This window comes from Fibrobacter sp. UWB11, from assembly GCF_900143015.1.
Classification (GTDB): domain Bacteria; phylum Fibrobacterota; class Fibrobacteria; order Fibrobacterales; family Fibrobacteraceae; genus Fibrobacter.
The window spans coordinates 17,571-35,522 of sequence record NZ_FSRT01000005.1; the positions used below are offsets into that span (position 1 = coordinate 17,571).

Here is a 17,952-nt window from a genome sequence, read left to right on the forward strand (position 1 = left end):
TGAACAAATCAATTGGCAAGGTACACTGGCGTACGCCTTACTCTAAATAATATGTTTAAGGCACCCTATCGCAAAGACAGGGGGTTTTGTGCATTAGGGCGGGTGGGCGGGGTAAGCCGGGCGTTGCGGGTGCGGCGACTGAGCACCCGCTAGAGAGGGTGGAGAGCAACGAAGTGCGAACCAGGGGGATACTTCCCCCTCCTATATAAAAGGACCGTACTTTTTGCACTAATGAGCACTACAAAATTTTCTGACAGGAAATTTTTACTACATTTCGAGCCATGAATCAAGAAACACCCGATACTACTCTAGGTTTATCTAACGTCAATCACCTAGAACGACTTTATGACGGCTGGTTCCTCGATTACGCCAGCTATGTGATTTTGGACCGTGCGGTCCCGTATTTTGAAGATGGGCTGAAGCCTGTCCAGCGCCGTATTTTGCATTCCATGTTCGAAAACCACGACGGACGCTACCAGAAGGTGGCAACGATTGTCGGTCGAACGATGGCTTACCACCCGCATGGCGACGCCTCCATCGGCGATGCTCTTGTGGGCCTCGGCCAGAAGAATTTGCTCATCGACACCCAGGGTAACTGGGGCAACCCCTACACGGGCGACCGCGCTGCAGCCCCCCGTTATATCGAAGGCCGCCTCACGCCGTTCGCTGTCGATGTCGTGTTCAACCCCGAAACGACGGAATGGATTCCGAGTTACGATGGCCGTAGTGAAGAACCGGTCACGCTCCCGGTCAAGTTTCCGTTGCTTTTGGCACAGGGCGTCGATGGTATTGCGGTCGGTCTTTCGACTTCCATCCTCCCCCACAACTTCCGCGAGCTCTGCGAAGCTAGCATTGCCTGCCTGCGCGGCAAGAAGTTCACGCTTTACCCGGACTTTTTCACGGGCGGCATCATCGATGTGACCGACTACAACGACGGTCAACGCGGGGGCAAGGTCAAGGTCCGCGCGAAGATTGAAAAGGTCGACAACAAGACGCTAGCCATCCGCGAAATCCCGTACGGCACCACGACCGTGAGCTTGATTGAAAGCATTGTCAAGGCAAACGACAAGGGCAAAATCAAGATCAAGCACGTGGACGACAACACGAGCCAGGGCGTCGAAATTCTCGTGCACTTGCAGCCGGGGACGGACCCGCAGGTCGCCATCGATGCGCTTTACGCCTTTACGGACTGCGAAAAGTCGCTCTCTCCGTGCACCTGCGTCATTATCGACAAGCACCCGAAATTTGTCGGTGTTTCTGACATCTTGAAGCTCAACACGGAACACACCGTGAAGCTTTTGGAATGGGAACTCGCCAACGAACTCAAGCACCTCGAAGACAAGTGGCACATGACCACGCTCGAAAAGATCTTTATCGAGAAAGAAGTCTACGAGGTCATCAAGAAGGCTAAGGACCGTGAACAAATTATCCGCCTCGTTCGCGAAGGCCTCACGCCTTACCTCAAGCGTCTGCACCGCAAAGAGGTTACAGACGAAGAAATCGGCAAGCTCATTGAAATTCCGATCCGCCGCATAAGCCATTACGACCGCGAAAAGGCCGACCAGCTCTTGAAGGAACTCGAAGAGAGCATCGCGACCTGCAAGTACAACCAGGAACACATTATCGATTACGCCGTGAATCACTTCAAGAACATCTTGAAGAAGTACGGCGAAGGCAAGGAACGCCGTACGCAGATTGCCGAATTCGGTAAGGTGAACGCCGTACACGTGGCGCTTGCAAACCAAAAGCTTTACGTGAACCGCAAGGAAGGTTTCGTAGGCACGGGCATGAAGAAGGAAGAATACCTCTTCGACGTGTCGGAATACGACGACTTGATCGTGTTCAAGGCCGATGGCAGCTTCAAGGTCGTGAAAGTCAGCGACAAGGACTTTGTCGGGAAAGACATTATCTTGGTCGAAAAGTTCAACAAGGACGACGAACGCCATATCTATAACGTTATCCACCAGGATGGCAAGGACGGCTATGCTTACATCAAGCGCTTCAACGTCGGCGGCGTGACCCGCGACAAGGATTACTACATGGGCAAGAACAAGCCTGGTAGCAAGATTCTTTACATGTCGAGCAACTTAAACGGCGAAGCCGAAGTCGTCGAAGTCATCTTGAAGCCGCGTCCGCGTATCAAGCTGAACTTTGAAGTGGACTTTAGCGAAGTCGAAGTCAAGGGCCGTGGAGCCATTGGCAATATCGTTTCGAAGTACCCGATCAAGACAGTCAAGAGACTGCGCAAGGGCGTTTCGACGCTTGGTGCAAGAGTGCTTTACTTCGATGCTCCGAGCGGTATCGTCTCGACGCAGAAGAAGGGCGATTGCCTCGGTGAATTTGGCGAAAACGACAAACTCTTGATTATCAAGCAAGACGGTAGCGCCCGCGTGCACAACATGGCAGACCCGATTCTCGTCGGTTCGAACATCAAGTATCTGCACAAGTACGATCCGGCTCAGGTCTTTACGGTGCTCTACTTCGAAGGCTCGAATTTCAACTACATGGTCAAGCGCTTCAACCTCGAAGGCTGCCCCATGACGACGGAATTCAGCGTTGTTTCCGACCACAAGGACACGAAGCTCATCGAGCTCTTTGCAACAGATGACGCTCGCGAGCTGATGGAATACCAAGTCGGTCGCGAAGTCCAGAAGGAAGAACTCGACTTGACGGAAATTGCGGAAGTCAAGGGCTACAAGGCTCTCGGCAGCAAGTTTACCGCCAAGAAGATCAAGCGCGTGAGCCGCATTTCGCCGGCAGACCCGTTTAGCGACGGAAGCGGTGAAAGCGAAGGTTCTAGCGAAGATCCGAGCTTGTTCTAAGTTCTAGGATTGCCGCGCCCCCTACGGGTGCTCGCAATGACGAAATTAATAAGTTATGCCCCGCAGAAGCGGGGCATTTCTTTTCTTAAAACATGATGGTGACCCCGGAACAGAGTCCGGGGTGACAGCACTATAAAACAGTCTTTTGTTGAATGTCATGCCCGCCGAAGCCTGTGCTGAGCGCAGTCGAAGTAAGCGGGCATCGCCTTTTTTATAAGACGAGAAGGAGATTCCCGATTAAATCGGGAATGACAACGCAACGGGAATGACAATGTGTTAAGCAAGATTCGCGGCATCTCGCCGCGTTTCAGCATTTAAAGAATATCGCGGTTAAGTAATTCGCCGTGGCTGAGTTCGAGACGGCGGAACGGGCTGTTCAGATAAAAGTCCGGATTATGCGTTGCCATGAGGATGGTCGTTCCGCGGGCGTTGATTTCCTTGAAAATGCAGAAGACTTCTTCAGCGTTTTTCGGGTCCAAGTTACCAGTCGGTTCGTCCGCCAAAAGCAAATACGGGTTGTGCACCATCGCACGGGCAATCGCCACGCGCTGCTGTTCACCGCCCGAAAGCGTGTAAGGCATTGCAAAGCGCTTTTGGCTAATGCCCACAAGTGCAAGAGCGTCAAAAACAGCTGCGTTAATCTTGTTGCTCGGAGTGCCCACAATACGGAGCGCAAGCGCCACATTCTCAAAAACATTGCGGTCCGGCAAAAGTTTAAAGTCCTGGAAAATAATCCCCATCTTGCGGCGGAGCGCCTGGATTCTATCGTCCGGCGTGTTCTTGCTATCGTACAAGACGTTGTCCGAGAACTTGACCATGACCTGGCCGCCGCGCTGTTCGTCCGGACGTTCGTCCATATAAATTAAGCGCAAAAGAGTCGATTTTCCAGCGCCAGAATGCCCCGTCAAAAATACAAACTCGCCCTTGTTTATACGGAAGGTGACGTTGTTCAACGCCTTCCAGTTGGCTTCGTAAGATTTAGTGACGTGGGTAAAATGAATCATATTATTCAGTCATTCTGATTTCAACGAGAACTTCCTTGCGCCACTTCTGGATAAGTTTCTGGAGTTTTTCGTTTTCCAAATGCGTTGCAGCCATAAGTTCGATTTTGCCGTAATCTTCTTCAAGCGTAAGTTCACGAACCTGGCGGGAATCATCGAGACGGAACAAGTGGTAAGCGCCATCGATCATGACCGGTTCAGAAATCTCGCCGACGTTCAAGTTCGCAACCGGATCCACATAAGCAGGTTCCATTTCGTTACGCTGGAACCAGCCGAGCAAGCCACCCTGGAAATTGCTGGACTTGTCTTCACTGAACATCTTAGCAGCCGTTGCAAATTGTTCCTTAGTCTTAATCGTTTTGCGGAGCGAATCAGCACGTGCCACCACAGCCGCCGTATCCTTTGCGGTCGGAATCGTACGCAAGAGAATTTGTGCAGAACGAACACCATCTTCTTTACGGCCAATCACGCGAGCAATGTGCCAACCCAAGTCCGTCTTGACCGGAGTCGATGCATAATGACCATTCTTCAAACGAGAAATAGCCTGTTCAAAAGCAGGGTCCAAAAGACCACGCTTAAAGTAACCGAGGTCGCCACCCTTTGCGGCAGAGCTATCCTGCGAATGGCGTTGAGCCAAAAGTTCAAATTTGATACCGAGGTTCAAGCTATCGATCAACGTTTCGGCCACGCGCTTCACGGAGTCCACAACCATGGAATCCGGCTTAATCGGAAGCTGAATATGGCTCAACAGCACGCAGTTGAACTGACGCGGAAGAGAATCCTTGTAAACCTTGTAGAACTGGTCTACTTCTTTCTTGGTCGGGTGGATGGTTCCCACATGGAGTTGACGCACACGGGAAATTTCCATGTGGTTGCGAATCTGCTTGCCGAGCTGTTCACGATACTGGATCATCGAAAGGCCAAGCTGGGCACGTACAGCTTTTTCAAGCGTAGCCATATCTATCTTCTGGCTTGCAGCAATGGATTGAAGATGAGCAGTCACGCGCTGGTCCACTTCGGATTCTGTAATCACGATAGAGTCGCGATCAATGCGGCTGAGCAAAACTTTTTCTTCGATCAGGCGGTTCAGCACAGCATCTTTCTGTTGCTGTTCCGTCATATTTGAAGCCTCAGGAGTATCCTGGAACCTGTAAAGGTCGTTCATGAACTCCGAACGCATAATCGGCTTGCCATCGACAACAGCAGCAATACCTTCCATCAGCACAGGAGCGGCAAAGCTTACGGTACAAAGAGCAAAAACTAAAGAGGCAATTCGATTACTGATCATTATTTTTCCTTTTCACTAAGTACATTCATCTTCGTAATTATGGGAATACCCGTTTTCCATTCATCCTTGAGGCGTTTCAAGACAACATTCTGGTGTTCCATCCAAGCCTGCATGGATACATCTTCGATCACTTCGTCAAGCGGACGCGCATCGGCAGAATCAAGACGGTTGGTTATCACAGCAATCTTTGCTGCACCATCACAAACCTTCATCGGCGTAATACGCCCCACAACAGCCCTGTGAATAGACGGAATCATGCATGGATCCGGCGTTTTATCGACACCATCAAATTCCCTCATTCGCTTCACCAGGCGATGGTTAGGCGGAATGGATTCAAACTTGGTATTCTTGAATTCCTTGTAATACAGAACTGCGGACTTCCAGTCGCCAAACGAAAGAATAGCCCCCGAAACCGTTGTTTTTCCGTTCAAATACAGGTTCTGGTTCTTATGATAAAAGTCAATTTTTTCGCCATCGCTCACCATCATTGTATCGAGGAACGTCTGCATGTAGTAATCGGCCACAATTTTGCGTTTCGTCCGCTCGAGCATGCGAATTAGAGCAGAATCTTTCAGGGCTCCATTTTTCACGGCCTGCTGGTAGACAAGTTCTTCATCAATCCAGTGCCGCAAAAAGAGAATGCGTTCATTGTCGCCCCAAGAATCCCAATCAGGAGCGTACGTGTAAATCTCCGACTGGTGCAACTTGGAATCCCCCACAGTAACAATGACCGGATCATGGGGCTTGCAGGCAGCCAAAAGCACTAAACCGAAGGCTAGCAATATACGGATAAGAGATCTCATTGCGACAAATTTAGAAAAATACAGGCTGTAAAAGTAGTTACAATCTACCAAAACGTCCTTTCAACCTCGCCAAAGCGTCTTCTTCCACAATATCTTCGGCATCGTTACCTTTGCGCTTGTACTTGAGGATTTCAAAATCTTCGAGCAAAGCCTTTGCCTGCAAGTAAAGTTCGGCAAATTCCGGGTCATCCGTTGGCGTGCGGTCGATTTTTCCGAGAAGTTCGCGTGCATTTTTCAGTTCGTGATCCTTGAGGTAACGCGCCTTGAGGTACGGGCGGAAATACTCGCGGAGGGTACTGGCCGAAAGTTCCGTGCTTTCGCGGGAGGCGCTAGAGTCGCGGGATGCGCCGAGATTACGAGATGCACCGAGGTCATCCACGGGGAGGGCGACATTTAAAATTTCAGCAAGAGCACACAGACGTCCAAACAAAGTAAGTTCTTTTTGGTACGCCGTATGGATTGCAATTATGGTTTTATTTTTTAAGGTCGGTTTGCCGTTTCCACTCCGCATTTCCACGCTGAAATCTTTAAGCAAATTCCAGTTCTTTACAAAAGCTTCAGCACTGATAAGGCCTGATTCGTACGTAGCACGTACAAGCGAAAGGCGGATTTCTTCATCTTCGCTGCGGGTGTTTGCTGCAAGGCTTTTGAAGTCGCGAATCTTTTTGCCGCGCGAGAATTCAAGCCCCGTAAAGCGAACACAGCGAGTTGCATCAAGACTATCAGCCGCAAGCGATTTTGCGACCCAAATCTTGAGGGTTGTTTCAAAGTTATCCGCAAAGACTCCGCCCATTTCGAGCAAATTCAAGCGGTCAGCAATGAGCTGTTTTTTCTCTTCGGAGAGTGAAGTCTTTTGCGATGCGGGATGCGCACCCTCCACACGTTTGCGGAAAGATTGCCAAAAGCGCGATTCATCAGACGCCATCAAAGCGGACTCGCCAAGACGCCAGCCAAATCGCATTTGTTCAAGCGGGAAGTCAATGCCAAACGTCACCAACGCCGGGCGAACCGCCAAGAACATGCGGTAAGAGCCCCATTCCGGAGAAATTTCGAGTTTATAAGGTTCCGGGAAACCAGGCTTTGAAACGACCAAATGCAAGCGCAAATGATTTTCCTTGTCGGGATTCACCGTCGGAACGTCGATGCTTGCGCCGTTTGCACCCGAGCGAATTTCTTTTGTATTCGAAAGCACTTCGTAAAGCAACAAGAGCGGAGCTTTATGCGGGAAGTTGTCGAGAGCCGCATAGAATTCATCGTCAATCGCGGTGCGCTTGGCTTCGAGCAATTTCTTGACGCTCTTGGGCATTTGGCGAATCACGGATTCAATCATCCATTCGCGCCATTGCTGGATGCTCATTGCAAATTTTGCCGGAGAAATTTCAGTCAGCAAGTCATAAGGCAACGAAAGCGTAATGCCGTCGCAATCGCGAGTGGCATCAAAGACCATTTCGCCTGTGACAACGCGCTCGCCAATACGGAAATGTTCGATGGAACCGCCGAGAGTAGGTGTTGGGGCATTTCCGCGCTTGTCAATCCCGACTTGATCGGGATTCCCCTTTCGTTGTCGAGAAGGCGATTCCGGGACGGAGCCCGGAATGACGTTGCCTGCATTCGTCTTCCCAAGCGCTACATTCGTCATCCTGAGCGCAGCGAAGGATCCAGTGCGGAACCCGTCAGCATCACTTGTCCAAGTTGTTCCGGTCATACCGCCATCCAACTGGTCCAACCAATACTTTTCATCAAATTTGAGGAACTGGTCGGTGTGCTCGTAGATATAGCTTTTGAGCGTCTTGATGGAATTGACGTTGCCCGCAATTCGCGTGTAGTATTCCACAAGCGCATCTTCGCTCGGAGCAAGCCCGAACTGGCGTTTACGCGCTTCAAGAGCATGAAGATTTTCTACAACGCGGTCGTTGTGCTTCATGAAATCGAAAGGCCTTGCCACCTCGCCCATCACCACGGCTTCGCGCCAGAAAATCTGGGCGCAGTCTTCGGGATTCACGCGGGCGTAATCGATACGATGGCCACGGCTAATCACAAGCCCTCTAAAGCTTACTTCTTCGACAGCTTCGACAAAGCCGCGTTCCTTATTCCATGTCGGCTCAAACCAGCGACGCGTGCAGAACGGTTCTGCCACTTGCAAAATCCATTCTGGCTTGATTTCGGCAGCTTTCGTGAGGAAGGTTCGGCTCGTTTCGCGGACTTCGGCACTGAAAAGCCATTCCACGCTCTTGGCGTACAAATCGCTGCCCGGGAACACATGCGTTTCGCGACCGCTCACCAAGCGGTAACAGCCATTTTCGATATCGCGGTGCGCAATCCCGCCCAAGAATCCGGAGAGGAGCGCAATATGCAAATTGTCGCGATGGAACGAATCGAACGGACAAACTTTATTATCAAACTTCACTTCGAGAATGCGGCTGAACTGTTCGTACAAATCCACCCATTCACGCAAGCGCAAAAAGTGCATGCTATTCTTGTCGCAGAACTTGCGAAGTTTGTTCCAAGATTTTCCGTCCCAGTCCGTGCAGAACGCATTCCACATCGAAACATAAACAAGGAAATCGCTCTTGTGACCGCAGAATTTGCGGTGCAGCTGACGGATGCGAGTGCGTTCCGGTTCATCGTTCGGCACCACACGCGGGTCCTGGATGCTAAGCGCCGAGCACACGATAAGCGCCGGCTGCAAAACGCCCAAGTCACGAGCACGCAAAAGCACCGCCGAAAGCGACACGTCCATCGGAAGGCGCGTCATATCGCGGCCAAGTTTGGTCACATGACCGCTAGAATTGTCAGCCGTGAGTGCGCCAAGTTCAAACAACGTCTTGTAAGCGCCACGGAATGCCGAATGCGGAGGCGACTGCAAGAACGGGAAGTTTTCGAGTTCCAGCCCGAGACTGCGCAACTGCAAAACGACATTCGCGAGATTGCTACGGCGAATTTCTGGCTCCGTGAATTCATCGCGCTTTTCAAAATTCTCGGGAGAGTAAAGGCGAATGCACACGCCGGGCTTCACGCGCCCCGCGCGTCCAGTGCGCTGCCGCGCGCTGGCCTTCGAAATTTCTTCGACGGGAAGCCCCTGGATTCTCGCCTGCGCATTGTAGCGAGAGATTCGGGCCATGCCCGTATCGACAACGTAAGCAATTCCCGGAATCGTAAGAGACGTTTCTGCAATGTTCGTCGCCAAGACCACTCGCGTCTTGCCTGTATGCTTAAAAATGCGGCGTTGTTCGTCAGGACTCATGCGCCCGTAAAGCGGGAGCACGTCAAAAGTCGCTGCATCTAATTCGTGCGCAAGTTCGCCCGCCAAATCCTGAATATCGCGTTCCGTCGGCAAAAAGCAGAGCAAATGGTCGCGATGGCGCGTTTCCAAATCGAGAATTGCATCACGCGCTTCTTCAATCAGCCCCGAATCACCCTTGCCTGAGATATCACGTTCGTCATTGCGAGCAACGCGAAGCAATCCATTATTTTGCCCAAAATAATACTCGACATCCACAGGATACGTGCGGCCTTCGGCCTCCATCACGCAGCTGTTGTCGTAAAATTCTTCAAAAAGTTTTGCGTCAAGCGTTGCCGATGCAACAATCAACTTGAAATCTGGACGACGAGAAAGTACCGTCTTGAAAATGCCAAGCAAAATGTCAATGTTCAACGAGCGTTCGTGTGCTTCGTCAATCATGATGGCGTTGTACTGCCGGAACAAGCGGTCCTTGCGGAACTCCTGCAACAAGATACCGTCCGTCATCACCTTGATGGGGGCTTCATTTGTACCTTGTTCCCAAAAACGAATTTTCGTCGAGACAAGCTCTTCGTCCTTGAGTTCTTCACGCAAACGGTCGGCAATGGAAATCGCCGCCAAACGGCGAGGTTCGGTAACGCCAATTTTGAAAGGTCGCACTTCGTGCTCTGAGCACAAGCGTTTGTCATCCTGGAGCCGAGAGGCGATAGGATCCATTATTTTTTGGATTCTATCGGGGCCTTGCCCCTCCAGAATGACAGCGTTATTTTGCTGACTTAGAAACCACTCTAGCAAAAACTTCGGTAATTGCGTGGATTTGCCGGAACCGGTATCCGCCTTGACGATGATAACTTGATGTTTTTCTAAAAGCTCAAAAAACTCCTCCCGATGTTCAACAACGGGAAGTTCCGGGTACTCAATTTTCAAGTCGGTTAATTGCATTACGAGATAACAATTACTCTTTAATATGCCCGCACTTATCGCAGGTGAGTTTGTAGCTGTTATCGGGGTCTACGACCATCACGCCGTCACATTCCGGCACTTCGCACGGGAGTTCGCCCGGCATTACTTCTCTATAAGTCTTTTTTTCTTCCATAATGCCCCGAATATAGAAATTCAGCGCCCAGCACGCCCACAACAATATTTATTTTTCGAACATGGAAAACGCAAAGACAGTCAAACAATCGCAAGTCGAAACCCGCGACATCGTCCACCCCTCCGACGTAAACGCCTACAATTACGTATTCGGCGGACACCTGACGTCGCTTCTCGACAAGGCCGCCTGCATAGCAGCCTACACACACGCTAGATGCAGAGTGACAACAGTTTCGATTGACAACGTGCGTTTTTTCAAGCCGGCTACAGTCGGCACCATCCTCACCATAAAGGCTTCCGTAAACCGAGCCTTCAACACATCCATGGAAGTCGGCGTCAAGGTCATGGGAGTTCACCCGCAAGTATCGTGGAAACCCGAAGTCATCTGCCATGCCTATATGACATTTGTCGCCATTGACGACAACGGAAAGCCAACCCCGATTCCTTCCGTCATCCCCGAAACAGAGGACGAAATCCGCCGCTACGAAGAAGCCGGCATCCGCCGCGATGCCAAGAAAAAACTGTTGGCGACTCTAGAAAACAAATAAATTCTACGTCTAGCGAAAACACTGGATACACTTGAAAACATTTTCATCGAAAAGGCCCTTTGACGGGACCTTTATCGTTTCTAGATTTTTACACATGAAACAGATCGATGTCAAGGACCGTTCGCTCATCAGCCTTTCGTGGCCGCTAATTCTCACGTTCGCCGTGAGCATGATCCAGCCCATGATGGACAGCTGGTTCTTGTCGCGCACTTCCGAAACTGCAGCCGCGGGCGTCGGAGCCATGCTCCCCATTCTCGGAGCGCTTTTCACGGCCCTCCACGCCTTCTCGCAATCGGGTGCAAGCATCGTTTCGCAGTACATCGGCGCCAAGCAGAACAGCCACGCAAACAGCACACAAACCATGGTCCTTTTCGGGAGCATCCTTCTCGGCATCGCGCTCACGCTCATCATTTATCCGCTTTCCGGGAACATTCCGCAATGGATGGGACTCACCGATGAGCCCGCCAAATATGCCACGCAATTTTTAAGCGTTGTTTCATTCGGTTTCGCCTTCCGTGCCTTGCAAACCATTTTGACTGCCCTCATCGCAACCCATGGCCTTACCATTTGGAACTTTGTCGGTAACACGCTCACAATCGCCACAAACGCAGCCTTGAATGTCGTATTCCTCGAAGGACTTTTCGGACTTCCGAAAATGGGCGTTCACGGTGTGGCACTCGCGACCGCACTTTCCTGGCTCATTTCTTCGGGCATCCTTTGGCTTGTGCTCAAATTCAAAGTACACCACCACAGCAAAATTCGCGACTGGAAACGTACCCGCGTTCTTTTACCCGACTGGATTCGCATCGGCCTCCCCGCCGCCGCAGAACCCATTAGTTTCCAGCTTTTCCAGGTGTTCATCACTGCAATGGTTGTCTACATCGGTACAACCGCAATGACCGCCCGCGTGTTCGCAGGAAACTTCGCCGCACTTTCCGTCATTCTCGGAGTCGGCCTCGGCAGTGGAAACCAGATTCTCGTGGCGCACCTCGTCGGTGCTCATGACTACGTCAAAGCAAACCGCCGCGTTCACCAAACGCTCGCCGTAGGCATCATCAGCGGTTTCTTGCTATCCGTCGCAGTAGCGCTCCTCGGCGAACACTTACTCAGACTCTACACCGACAATCCCGAAGTTCTCCGCCTCGGGAAAATTTGCCTCTGGTGCGATGTCGCCGTGCAACCGTTCAAAGCCGTAAACTTTATCGTCACCACATCGCTCCGTGCCGCAGGCGATTCCAAATTCCCGGCACTTGTGGGTAGCGGCATGATGTGGACACTCGGCCTTGCAACATCGCTTATCCTCGCATTTGTCGTTGGACTCGGGCTCCCCGGCCTTTGGCTTGGCATGGCCGCCGACGAATTTTACCGTTCGTTCGCGAACATTTGGCGCTGGAAGAGCGGCCGCTGGAAAAGCAAAGCGGTTGTTTAGAAAGCAAAAAGTCCGGCGGGAAAGCCGGACATCTATTATTCAAAGCACTTCGTCAATTTACGATTGGCCGAGAGAAGCCTTGATAGCGAGGATATCAGCTTCAGAAAGTTCAGTGAAATCGATAATCTTATCAATAGGTTCATTCTTCAACAACATTTTCTTTGCAATTTCGCGAGCTTTTTGATTGGCACCTTTTTCAAGACCCTGTGCGAGACCCTGTGCGAGCCCCTGTTCGAGACCTTGTTCGAGACCTTGCTGCAAGCCGCTATCAATAGCCGCTTTATGGATTGCGTATTCGTCCCACTTGGCTTTCTGAGCTTCGTCAATCATCTTCTGTTCCTCTTTCGATAATTTAGCCAATTTCGCTGTTGAAAACAAGAGCTCGAACACCGTGTTTGCATACTGCTTGGGCATCTGCGTCATGTTTTTCATGTTTTTGAGAGCGTAAAGCGCCTTGTCGAGCGTCGTTTCGAGCTCGTCCAGCGGCTTATTGAACTTCGGAAGTTCCACAAACGCAAAATTGAGCGTATCACTGATGCAAGACCCGTTGATTTCGCGAAGTTTTGCCCGACGGATGTAGCGGTCATCGGCAAACACATTAAATTCCATGATCACAACTGTAACAACAGGATTCAATTCGTAATTGTACTTTTTGCCGCGTTGTCCCTGAGCAATGATCGTCTGCGAAGCGTAATAAATCGAACGATTGACAATGTTTTTCTGAAAAAGAATCTGCACTTCAATGATGAACCTCCGCTGAGCAGAATCAATGCAGTGCAAGTCGAAGATGGAAGTCCGATTCTCGTTCGAACCATCGCTGTATTCCTTGTTACGAGACTGCACATCGACAATCGGTGACGCTATTTCTCCTTCAAGTACGGCATTCAAAAGCGCAATCAAACATACTTTGTTCTGCGTGTCGGGATTGAAAGCTTTCTTGAACGTTCTGTCAAGAAGTAGATCTGCGAAAACGCCTGCCCCTTTGTATTCTTCGAAAGTCTTTGCCTCGCCAATCATTTCACCATGGCTATTTTTCGTTTCGGCCACAATATTATTTTCCATATTTTTCCGGTGTTAAAACACCCGATAATGTCGGGTTCATAGACAGAAAACGGCTCCCCGTCCTTTATATTAACACGCTTTTTTGAGCGATTTGGTCCAATATTTTTTCAATAAGAATGAAATTTTACAATTGACTATACTATATGCAAAATATCCGGCATGAAAGCCGGACAATTTTTCTATTGACTATTGACCAATAGCTAAAAACCATTCTTTAAGTACAAATTAAATTCATTTAAACAAAAACTTAATAGACAAAAACTATAAATGGCAATATAATAAGAAAATTTCCAAATCAGCAAGCGACTTCTAAACCCAAAGCAAAGCGCACCAAAGGCGTATTACGACATTCCCGCTCCCCAAAAATTTCTACATTTGGCGCATGCCGTTCTACTCCGACGAAATCATCCAAGAACTCAAGAACCAAGCGGATATCGCGTTGGTCATCCAGCAGTTCTTGCCGCTCAAAAAAAGCGGGAACAATCGATACGTCGGTGTATGCCCTTTCCACGATGACCACTCGCCTTCCATGACGGTGAATTCCACGCTGGGCATTTACAAGTGCTTCGCGTGCGGTGCCGGTGGCGATGTTTTCAAGTTCATCCAGAATCATGAAAAATTGGACTTCAAGGGCGCCGTAGAATGGGTCGCCAACTTTGTAGGTTTTGCGCTCCCGAACATCGGCAACAATGTCAATACCGAAGTTCTTGAAGAACGCACGATGGTCCGCAAGCTGAACGAGCTTGCCTGCGCCTGGTTCGAAGAGCAACTCACGTTAAGCCCCAAGGCTTTGGAGTATTTGAACAAGCGACGCGTCTCACCCGAAACGCGCAAACAGTTCCACATCGGTTATGCACCGACGGGGCGCGAAGGTTTTATCGGCTACGCCGCACGCAACGGTTTTTCGCCTCGCGACTGCGTCAAGGCTGGGCTTGCTGTTGAAAAAGAAAATGGCGGTATCGCAGACAAGTTCCGCGATCGCTTGATGATAGCCATCCAGAATCTCTCGGGAGTCGTTGTCGCCTTTGGCGGTCGAGACTTGAGCGACCCTGCATCGCACAACGGAATAAAGCTTGCCAAGTACATGAACAGCCCGGAAACGGCGCTTTACAGCAAGCGCGATATTCTCTTCGGGCTGAACCACAGCCGAAACGCAATCATGAAGGAGAATGCGGTCATTATCGTCGAAGGATATTTTGACCTCATCAGCCTTTACCAAAGCGGTGTGCAGAACGTCGTGGCCGCATCGGGTACGGCGCTGACCGAGAATCACGCCAGCATCCTCGCGCGCTATGCAAAGACCGCGTACCTTGTATTTGACGGAGATGCTGCCGGGCAAAACGCCACGCGCCGCAGTCTCGAAATTGTGCTCCCCAAGGGCCTTTCGCCAAAAGTTTTTGCGCTTTCGCGACCGGACGGCACCAAGATCGACCCGGACAACTTTGTGAACGAACAAGGCCCGGACGCTTTCAGAAGAGCGCTCCGCACCGCCGAAGACTGGCTCAGCTATCTCGGACGAACAATGCCGAACAACAGTCCCGAAGACCGAGCCGCATTCATCACGCAAGCAAAGACGCTCATCAAGAGCATCGAGAATCCGGAACTACGCAATCAGTATTTGAAGCTCGTTTCCGAGCGTTACAGCACCACGCGTTCGCTCGCAGGCATCAAAGTCGCACACCCGAAACGCGAAAAAGCGCCGGCAACAGCCGAACAGCCCGCAGCACCGCAAGTGAGCGTTCCTTGGGAACTTTTATCGCCGATTGAAGTGCGCTTTGCAAATTTGCTTTATCGCAACCCCACGCTTCTCGACCGCGCCGCAGAATATTTCGACATGGACTTTGCCGCCAGCGGAATCCAAATTTTTGATTCTCCGCTCATCGATGAATTTATCCAATCCATTCTCGCGCAGTACGCCGAAACGGGCGCATTCTCGCCGAGAACCTTGTACGAATCGCTTTCGCCGCAGTTGCAGCTTTTCTTGGAACAGCTCCCCGACGAAACATGGAAAACGCCGAACGAGATTCTGGAATTTTACGACACGCTTGCCGTGCTCACACTCAATCTGTGCGACCGCTACAAAAAGCTCATTCCACTCGACTCCGAAGCGGGCATGCGTCTCCGTATGCAATTGAACAAATTCACGCAGGGCATTCAAACGATTTCCAAGAAGCGCAAGATTTCGGCCATTACGCCGGATGTTTTTGCCGAGCAGATAATCCAAAGCAAAGCTCCGCTCATTGATCTTTATACATCAATTAACGATTTGTCGTCGGGCGCCGCGCAGTTTAACGAAGCGCAGTTTAATACCGCGCCAACATTCGCACAATCCGCTGCGCAACCAAGTTCACCGCAGTACGCAGCACCCGGCGCACAATTTAATGATGCGCCCACCGTGCAGCCCGCACAGTTCACAGCCCAACCCGCGCAATACTCGCAACCCGAAATGCCCCCAGAGATGGAAGCCCCGCCTCCATTCGATGGCGACGAGCAATTCGCATCGAGCGAACCTCCCGAAGATGTACCATACGACCCGAACGAAGACGAGCCCTACGTTCCGGACGATGATTTCGGGGCTATGGACGATTTCGGCTAGGCCCACAAGATTTTAAAATTAAAGAGGAAATATGTTATCCATCAAGAACCTTAAAGCAAGTATCGAAGACGGCACCCAAATCCTGAAAGGAATCAATCTCGAGGTCAAGCCGGGAGAAGTCCACGCCATCATGGGCCCGAACGGTTCCGGCAAAAGCACGCTCTCCAAAGTGATTGCTGGTCACCCCGCTTACCATGTCGATGGTGGCTCCGTAGAACTCGACGGCAAGAACTTGCTCGAGATGGAAATCAACGAACGTGCTAATTCCGGTCTCTTTATCAGCACGCAGTACCCGACCGAAATTCCAGGCGTGAACAACGTGGAATTCTTGAAGATGGCCCTCAACAGCAAGCGTGCCTACCTCGGCCAGCCCGAAATGAGCGACGAAGACTTCAAGAAACTCTGCGAAGAAAAGATGAACTTGCTCGAAATGGACGAACGCTATCGTGAACGCGGCGTAAACGACGGCATGAGCGGTGGCGAAAAGAAGCGTAACGAAATCCTCCAGATGGCGATTCTCGATCCGAAGGTGAGCTTCCTCGACGAAACGGACTCCGGTCTCGACATTGACGCCCTCCGCATCGTGGCAAACGGCATCAATCACATTATGAGCCCCGAAAAGGCAGTGATTCTCGTGACGCATTACCAGCGCTTGCTGGACTACATCAAGCCCACTTACGTTCACGTGCTCCGTCACGGCAAAATCATCTTGAGCGGTGGCCCGGAACTCGCCCTCAAGCTCGAAGATCAAGGCTACGACTGGATCGAAGAAGCCAAGTAACTGCGAGGACGCATAATGAACGCTGAATTTATACATAACTTGCCCACCGCGGAACAGGCGATAGCACGCCTCCGCGAACTCGGCATGCCCCGTCGCAATAACGAGCTTTGGTCGTTCTTCCCGGTCGCCAAGATCCCGACTCCGGAATTCATGGGCACGGATTTTGCGGCAACCTCGGTCGAAAACGCATTTCCCACGGAATCTCCCGCAGCAGCCCCGGCAGCCATCAAAGAGACCGACTTTGCCGCACTCCTCCCGATTGCAAATCAAGCCCGCCCCATGATTCGCGAAATCGTGCCCGGTGCAGCCGAAATGGCGATGCTCAAGTGCAACAACGACTTCGGTCACACAGTTCTTGACATCGGCAAAGGCGCCAAGGTGAGCCTCGAAATTCTCGACAACAAGGTCACCCACGACATCGCTGCCGAGCGTTTCGACATCAACGTTGGCGAAGATGCAGACGTCGAAATTTTCTTTGCAAATCCGGCTTGCGATTTACCGCTCCGCTTTAGGCATTTCAACATCAACCAAGCCGCAGGCGCCAACATCCGTTTTTCCAGCATCTGCAAGGATACTGCGATTGGCCGCGTCAGCGTCGAATGTCACCTCAAAGGCGAAGGCGCCAACTTTGATTACCGCAGCCTCCACGTTCTCGATGGCGAAGCCTCGCAGCACAGCCGTCTCACGATTTACCACGAAGCCCCGCGTACCACAAGCACACAGCTCGCCCGCAACTTGCTTTCTGGTTCTGCACGTGTGAGCTACGACGGAAGCGTTATCGTCGGTTACGACTGCACCGGCGTCAACTCAAGCCAGCTCGTAAATACGATTCTCCTGAGCGAAGATGCTAGCGTCTCCGTGAAGCCCGTCCTCAAGATTTACCATGATGACGTGGAATGTACGCACGGCAACACTGTCGGTGAACTCGATGCGGAACAGATGTTCTACCTCGTGAGCCGCGGCATCCCGAAAAAGGCCGCCCAAGAAATGCTTATGCGCTCGTTCGCACAAGAAACATTCCTGCCGCTCCCGGACAGCCCCGCGAAAAAGCGACTGATGAGTTCGCTCTAAGAACGCTATTCAAGATATCACTGGATGGGGGCAAGCCCCAACCTCTTCGGCTCGGTCATATCCATACGAGTATGGCTGCGACTCTCGCCTTTTGAGGTTGTCTTCGCGCAACTCGGGATGACGAGTGTAAATCGCTCGAAATGACAGTAAAATCACTCAAAAAAGGCGACTTCGGTCGCCTTTTTTGTATAGACATTTTCGCACAAAGAAGTATA

The 17,952-nt window shown here is 51.1% G+C and carries 12 protein-coding genes; 6 read left to right on the forward strand and 6 right to left on the reverse strand.

Annotated features, from left to right (window positions below):
- Nucleotides 1-281: 281 nt before the first annotated feature.
- Nucleotides 282-2,822 (forward strand): DNA gyrase/topoisomerase IV subunit A, encoded by a 2,541-nt coding sequence (locus tag BUQ91_RS14720; protein ID WP_074209819.1) that lies wholly within the window; start codon nt 282-284, stop codon nt 2,820-2,822.
- 314 nt (nt 2,823-3,136) lie between these two features.
- Here BUQ91_RS14720 and ftsE read toward each other — a convergent pair whose 3' ends face one another.
- Genes ftsE through BUQ91_RS15765 form a run of 5 tightly spaced genes read right to left on the reverse strand, consistent with a single transcriptional unit; the run spans nt 3,137 to nt 10,251 of the window.
- Nucleotides 3,137-3,826, reverse strand: a complete 690-nt coding sequence (gene ftsE, locus BUQ91_RS14725) for a cell division ATP-binding protein FtsE (protein WP_072826766.1) — start codon at nt 3,824-3,826, stop codon at nt 3,137-3,139.
- Between the two features lies 1 nt (nt 3,827).
- The gene (locus tag BUQ91_RS14730) at nt 3,828-5,111 is read right to left on the reverse strand and encodes a peptidylprolyl isomerase (RefSeq protein WP_074209820.1); all 1,284 of its coding nucleotides are present in this window, start codon (nt 5,109-5,111) and stop codon (nt 3,828-3,830) included.
- The gene (locus BUQ91_RS14735) at nt 5,111-5,914 is read right to left on the reverse strand and encodes a hypothetical protein (RefSeq protein WP_072827161.1); all 804 of its coding nucleotides are present in this window, start codon (nt 5,912-5,914) and stop codon (nt 5,111-5,113) included. Before BUQ91_RS14735 ends, BUQ91_RS14730 begins: the two co-directional genes overlap by 1 nt.
- 37 nt (nt 5,915-5,951) lie before the next feature.
- Nucleotides 5,952-10,097: a DUF3418 domain-containing protein gene (locus BUQ91_RS14740; protein ID WP_074209821.1), complete on the reverse strand. Its 4,146-nt coding sequence runs from the start codon at nt 10,095-10,097 to the stop codon at nt 5,952-5,954.
- 13 nt (nt 10,098-10,110) lie between these two features.
- Nucleotides 10,111-10,251, reverse strand: coding sequence for a hypothetical protein (locus tag BUQ91_RS15765; RefSeq protein WP_012820363.1), 141 nt, complete (start codon nt 10,249-10,251; stop codon nt 10,111-10,113).
- A gap of 61 nt (nt 10,252-10,312) precedes the next feature.
- Between BUQ91_RS15765 and BUQ91_RS14745 the strand changes: the two genes are divergently transcribed.
- Complete coding sequence (locus BUQ91_RS14745) at nt 10,313-10,798, forward strand: acyl-CoA thioesterase (protein WP_072826763.1); 486 nt, start codon at nt 10,313-10,315, stop codon at nt 10,796-10,798.
- A 94-nt stretch (nt 10,799-10,892) separates the two neighbouring features.
- The gene (locus BUQ91_RS14750; RefSeq protein WP_074209822.1) at nt 10,893-12,227 is read left to right on the forward strand and encodes an MATE family efflux transporter; all 1,335 of its coding nucleotides are present in this window, start codon (nt 10,893-10,895) and stop codon (nt 12,225-12,227) included.
- Between the two features lie 57 nt (nt 12,228-12,284).
- On the opposite strand, the gene BUQ91_RS14755 is transcribed toward BUQ91_RS14750, so the two are convergent.
- Complete coding sequence (locus tag BUQ91_RS14755; protein ID WP_074209823.1) at nt 12,285-13,289, reverse strand: Rpn family recombination-promoting nuclease/putative transposase; 1,005 nt, start codon at nt 13,287-13,289, stop codon at nt 12,285-12,287.
- Between the two features lie 382 nt (nt 13,290-13,671).
- Between BUQ91_RS14755 and dnaG the strand changes: the two genes are divergently transcribed.
- From dnaG to BUQ91_RS14770, 3 genes are read left to right on the forward strand one after another with little or no spacing between them, the layout of a single operon-like run.
- Nucleotides 13,672-15,885 carry a DNA primase gene (gene dnaG, locus BUQ91_RS14760; protein ID WP_074209824.1) on the forward strand — a complete coding sequence of 738 codons (2,214 nt, stop codon included), beginning with the start codon at nt 13,672-13,674 and terminating at the stop codon, nt 15,883-15,885.
- A 31-nt stretch (nt 15,886-15,916) separates the two neighbouring features.
- On the forward strand, nt 15,917-16,666 hold the full coding sequence (sufC, locus tag BUQ91_RS14765) for a Fe-S cluster assembly ATPase SufC (RefSeq protein WP_074209825.1): 750 nt from the start codon (nt 15,917-15,919) through the stop codon (nt 16,664-16,666).
- A gap of 15 nt (nt 16,667-16,681) precedes the next feature.
- Nucleotides 16,682-17,737, forward strand: a complete 1,056-nt coding sequence (locus BUQ91_RS14770) for a SufB/SufD family protein (protein WP_074209826.1) — start codon at nt 16,682-16,684, stop codon at nt 17,735-17,737.
- Nucleotides 17,738-17,952: the final 215 nt, after the last annotated feature.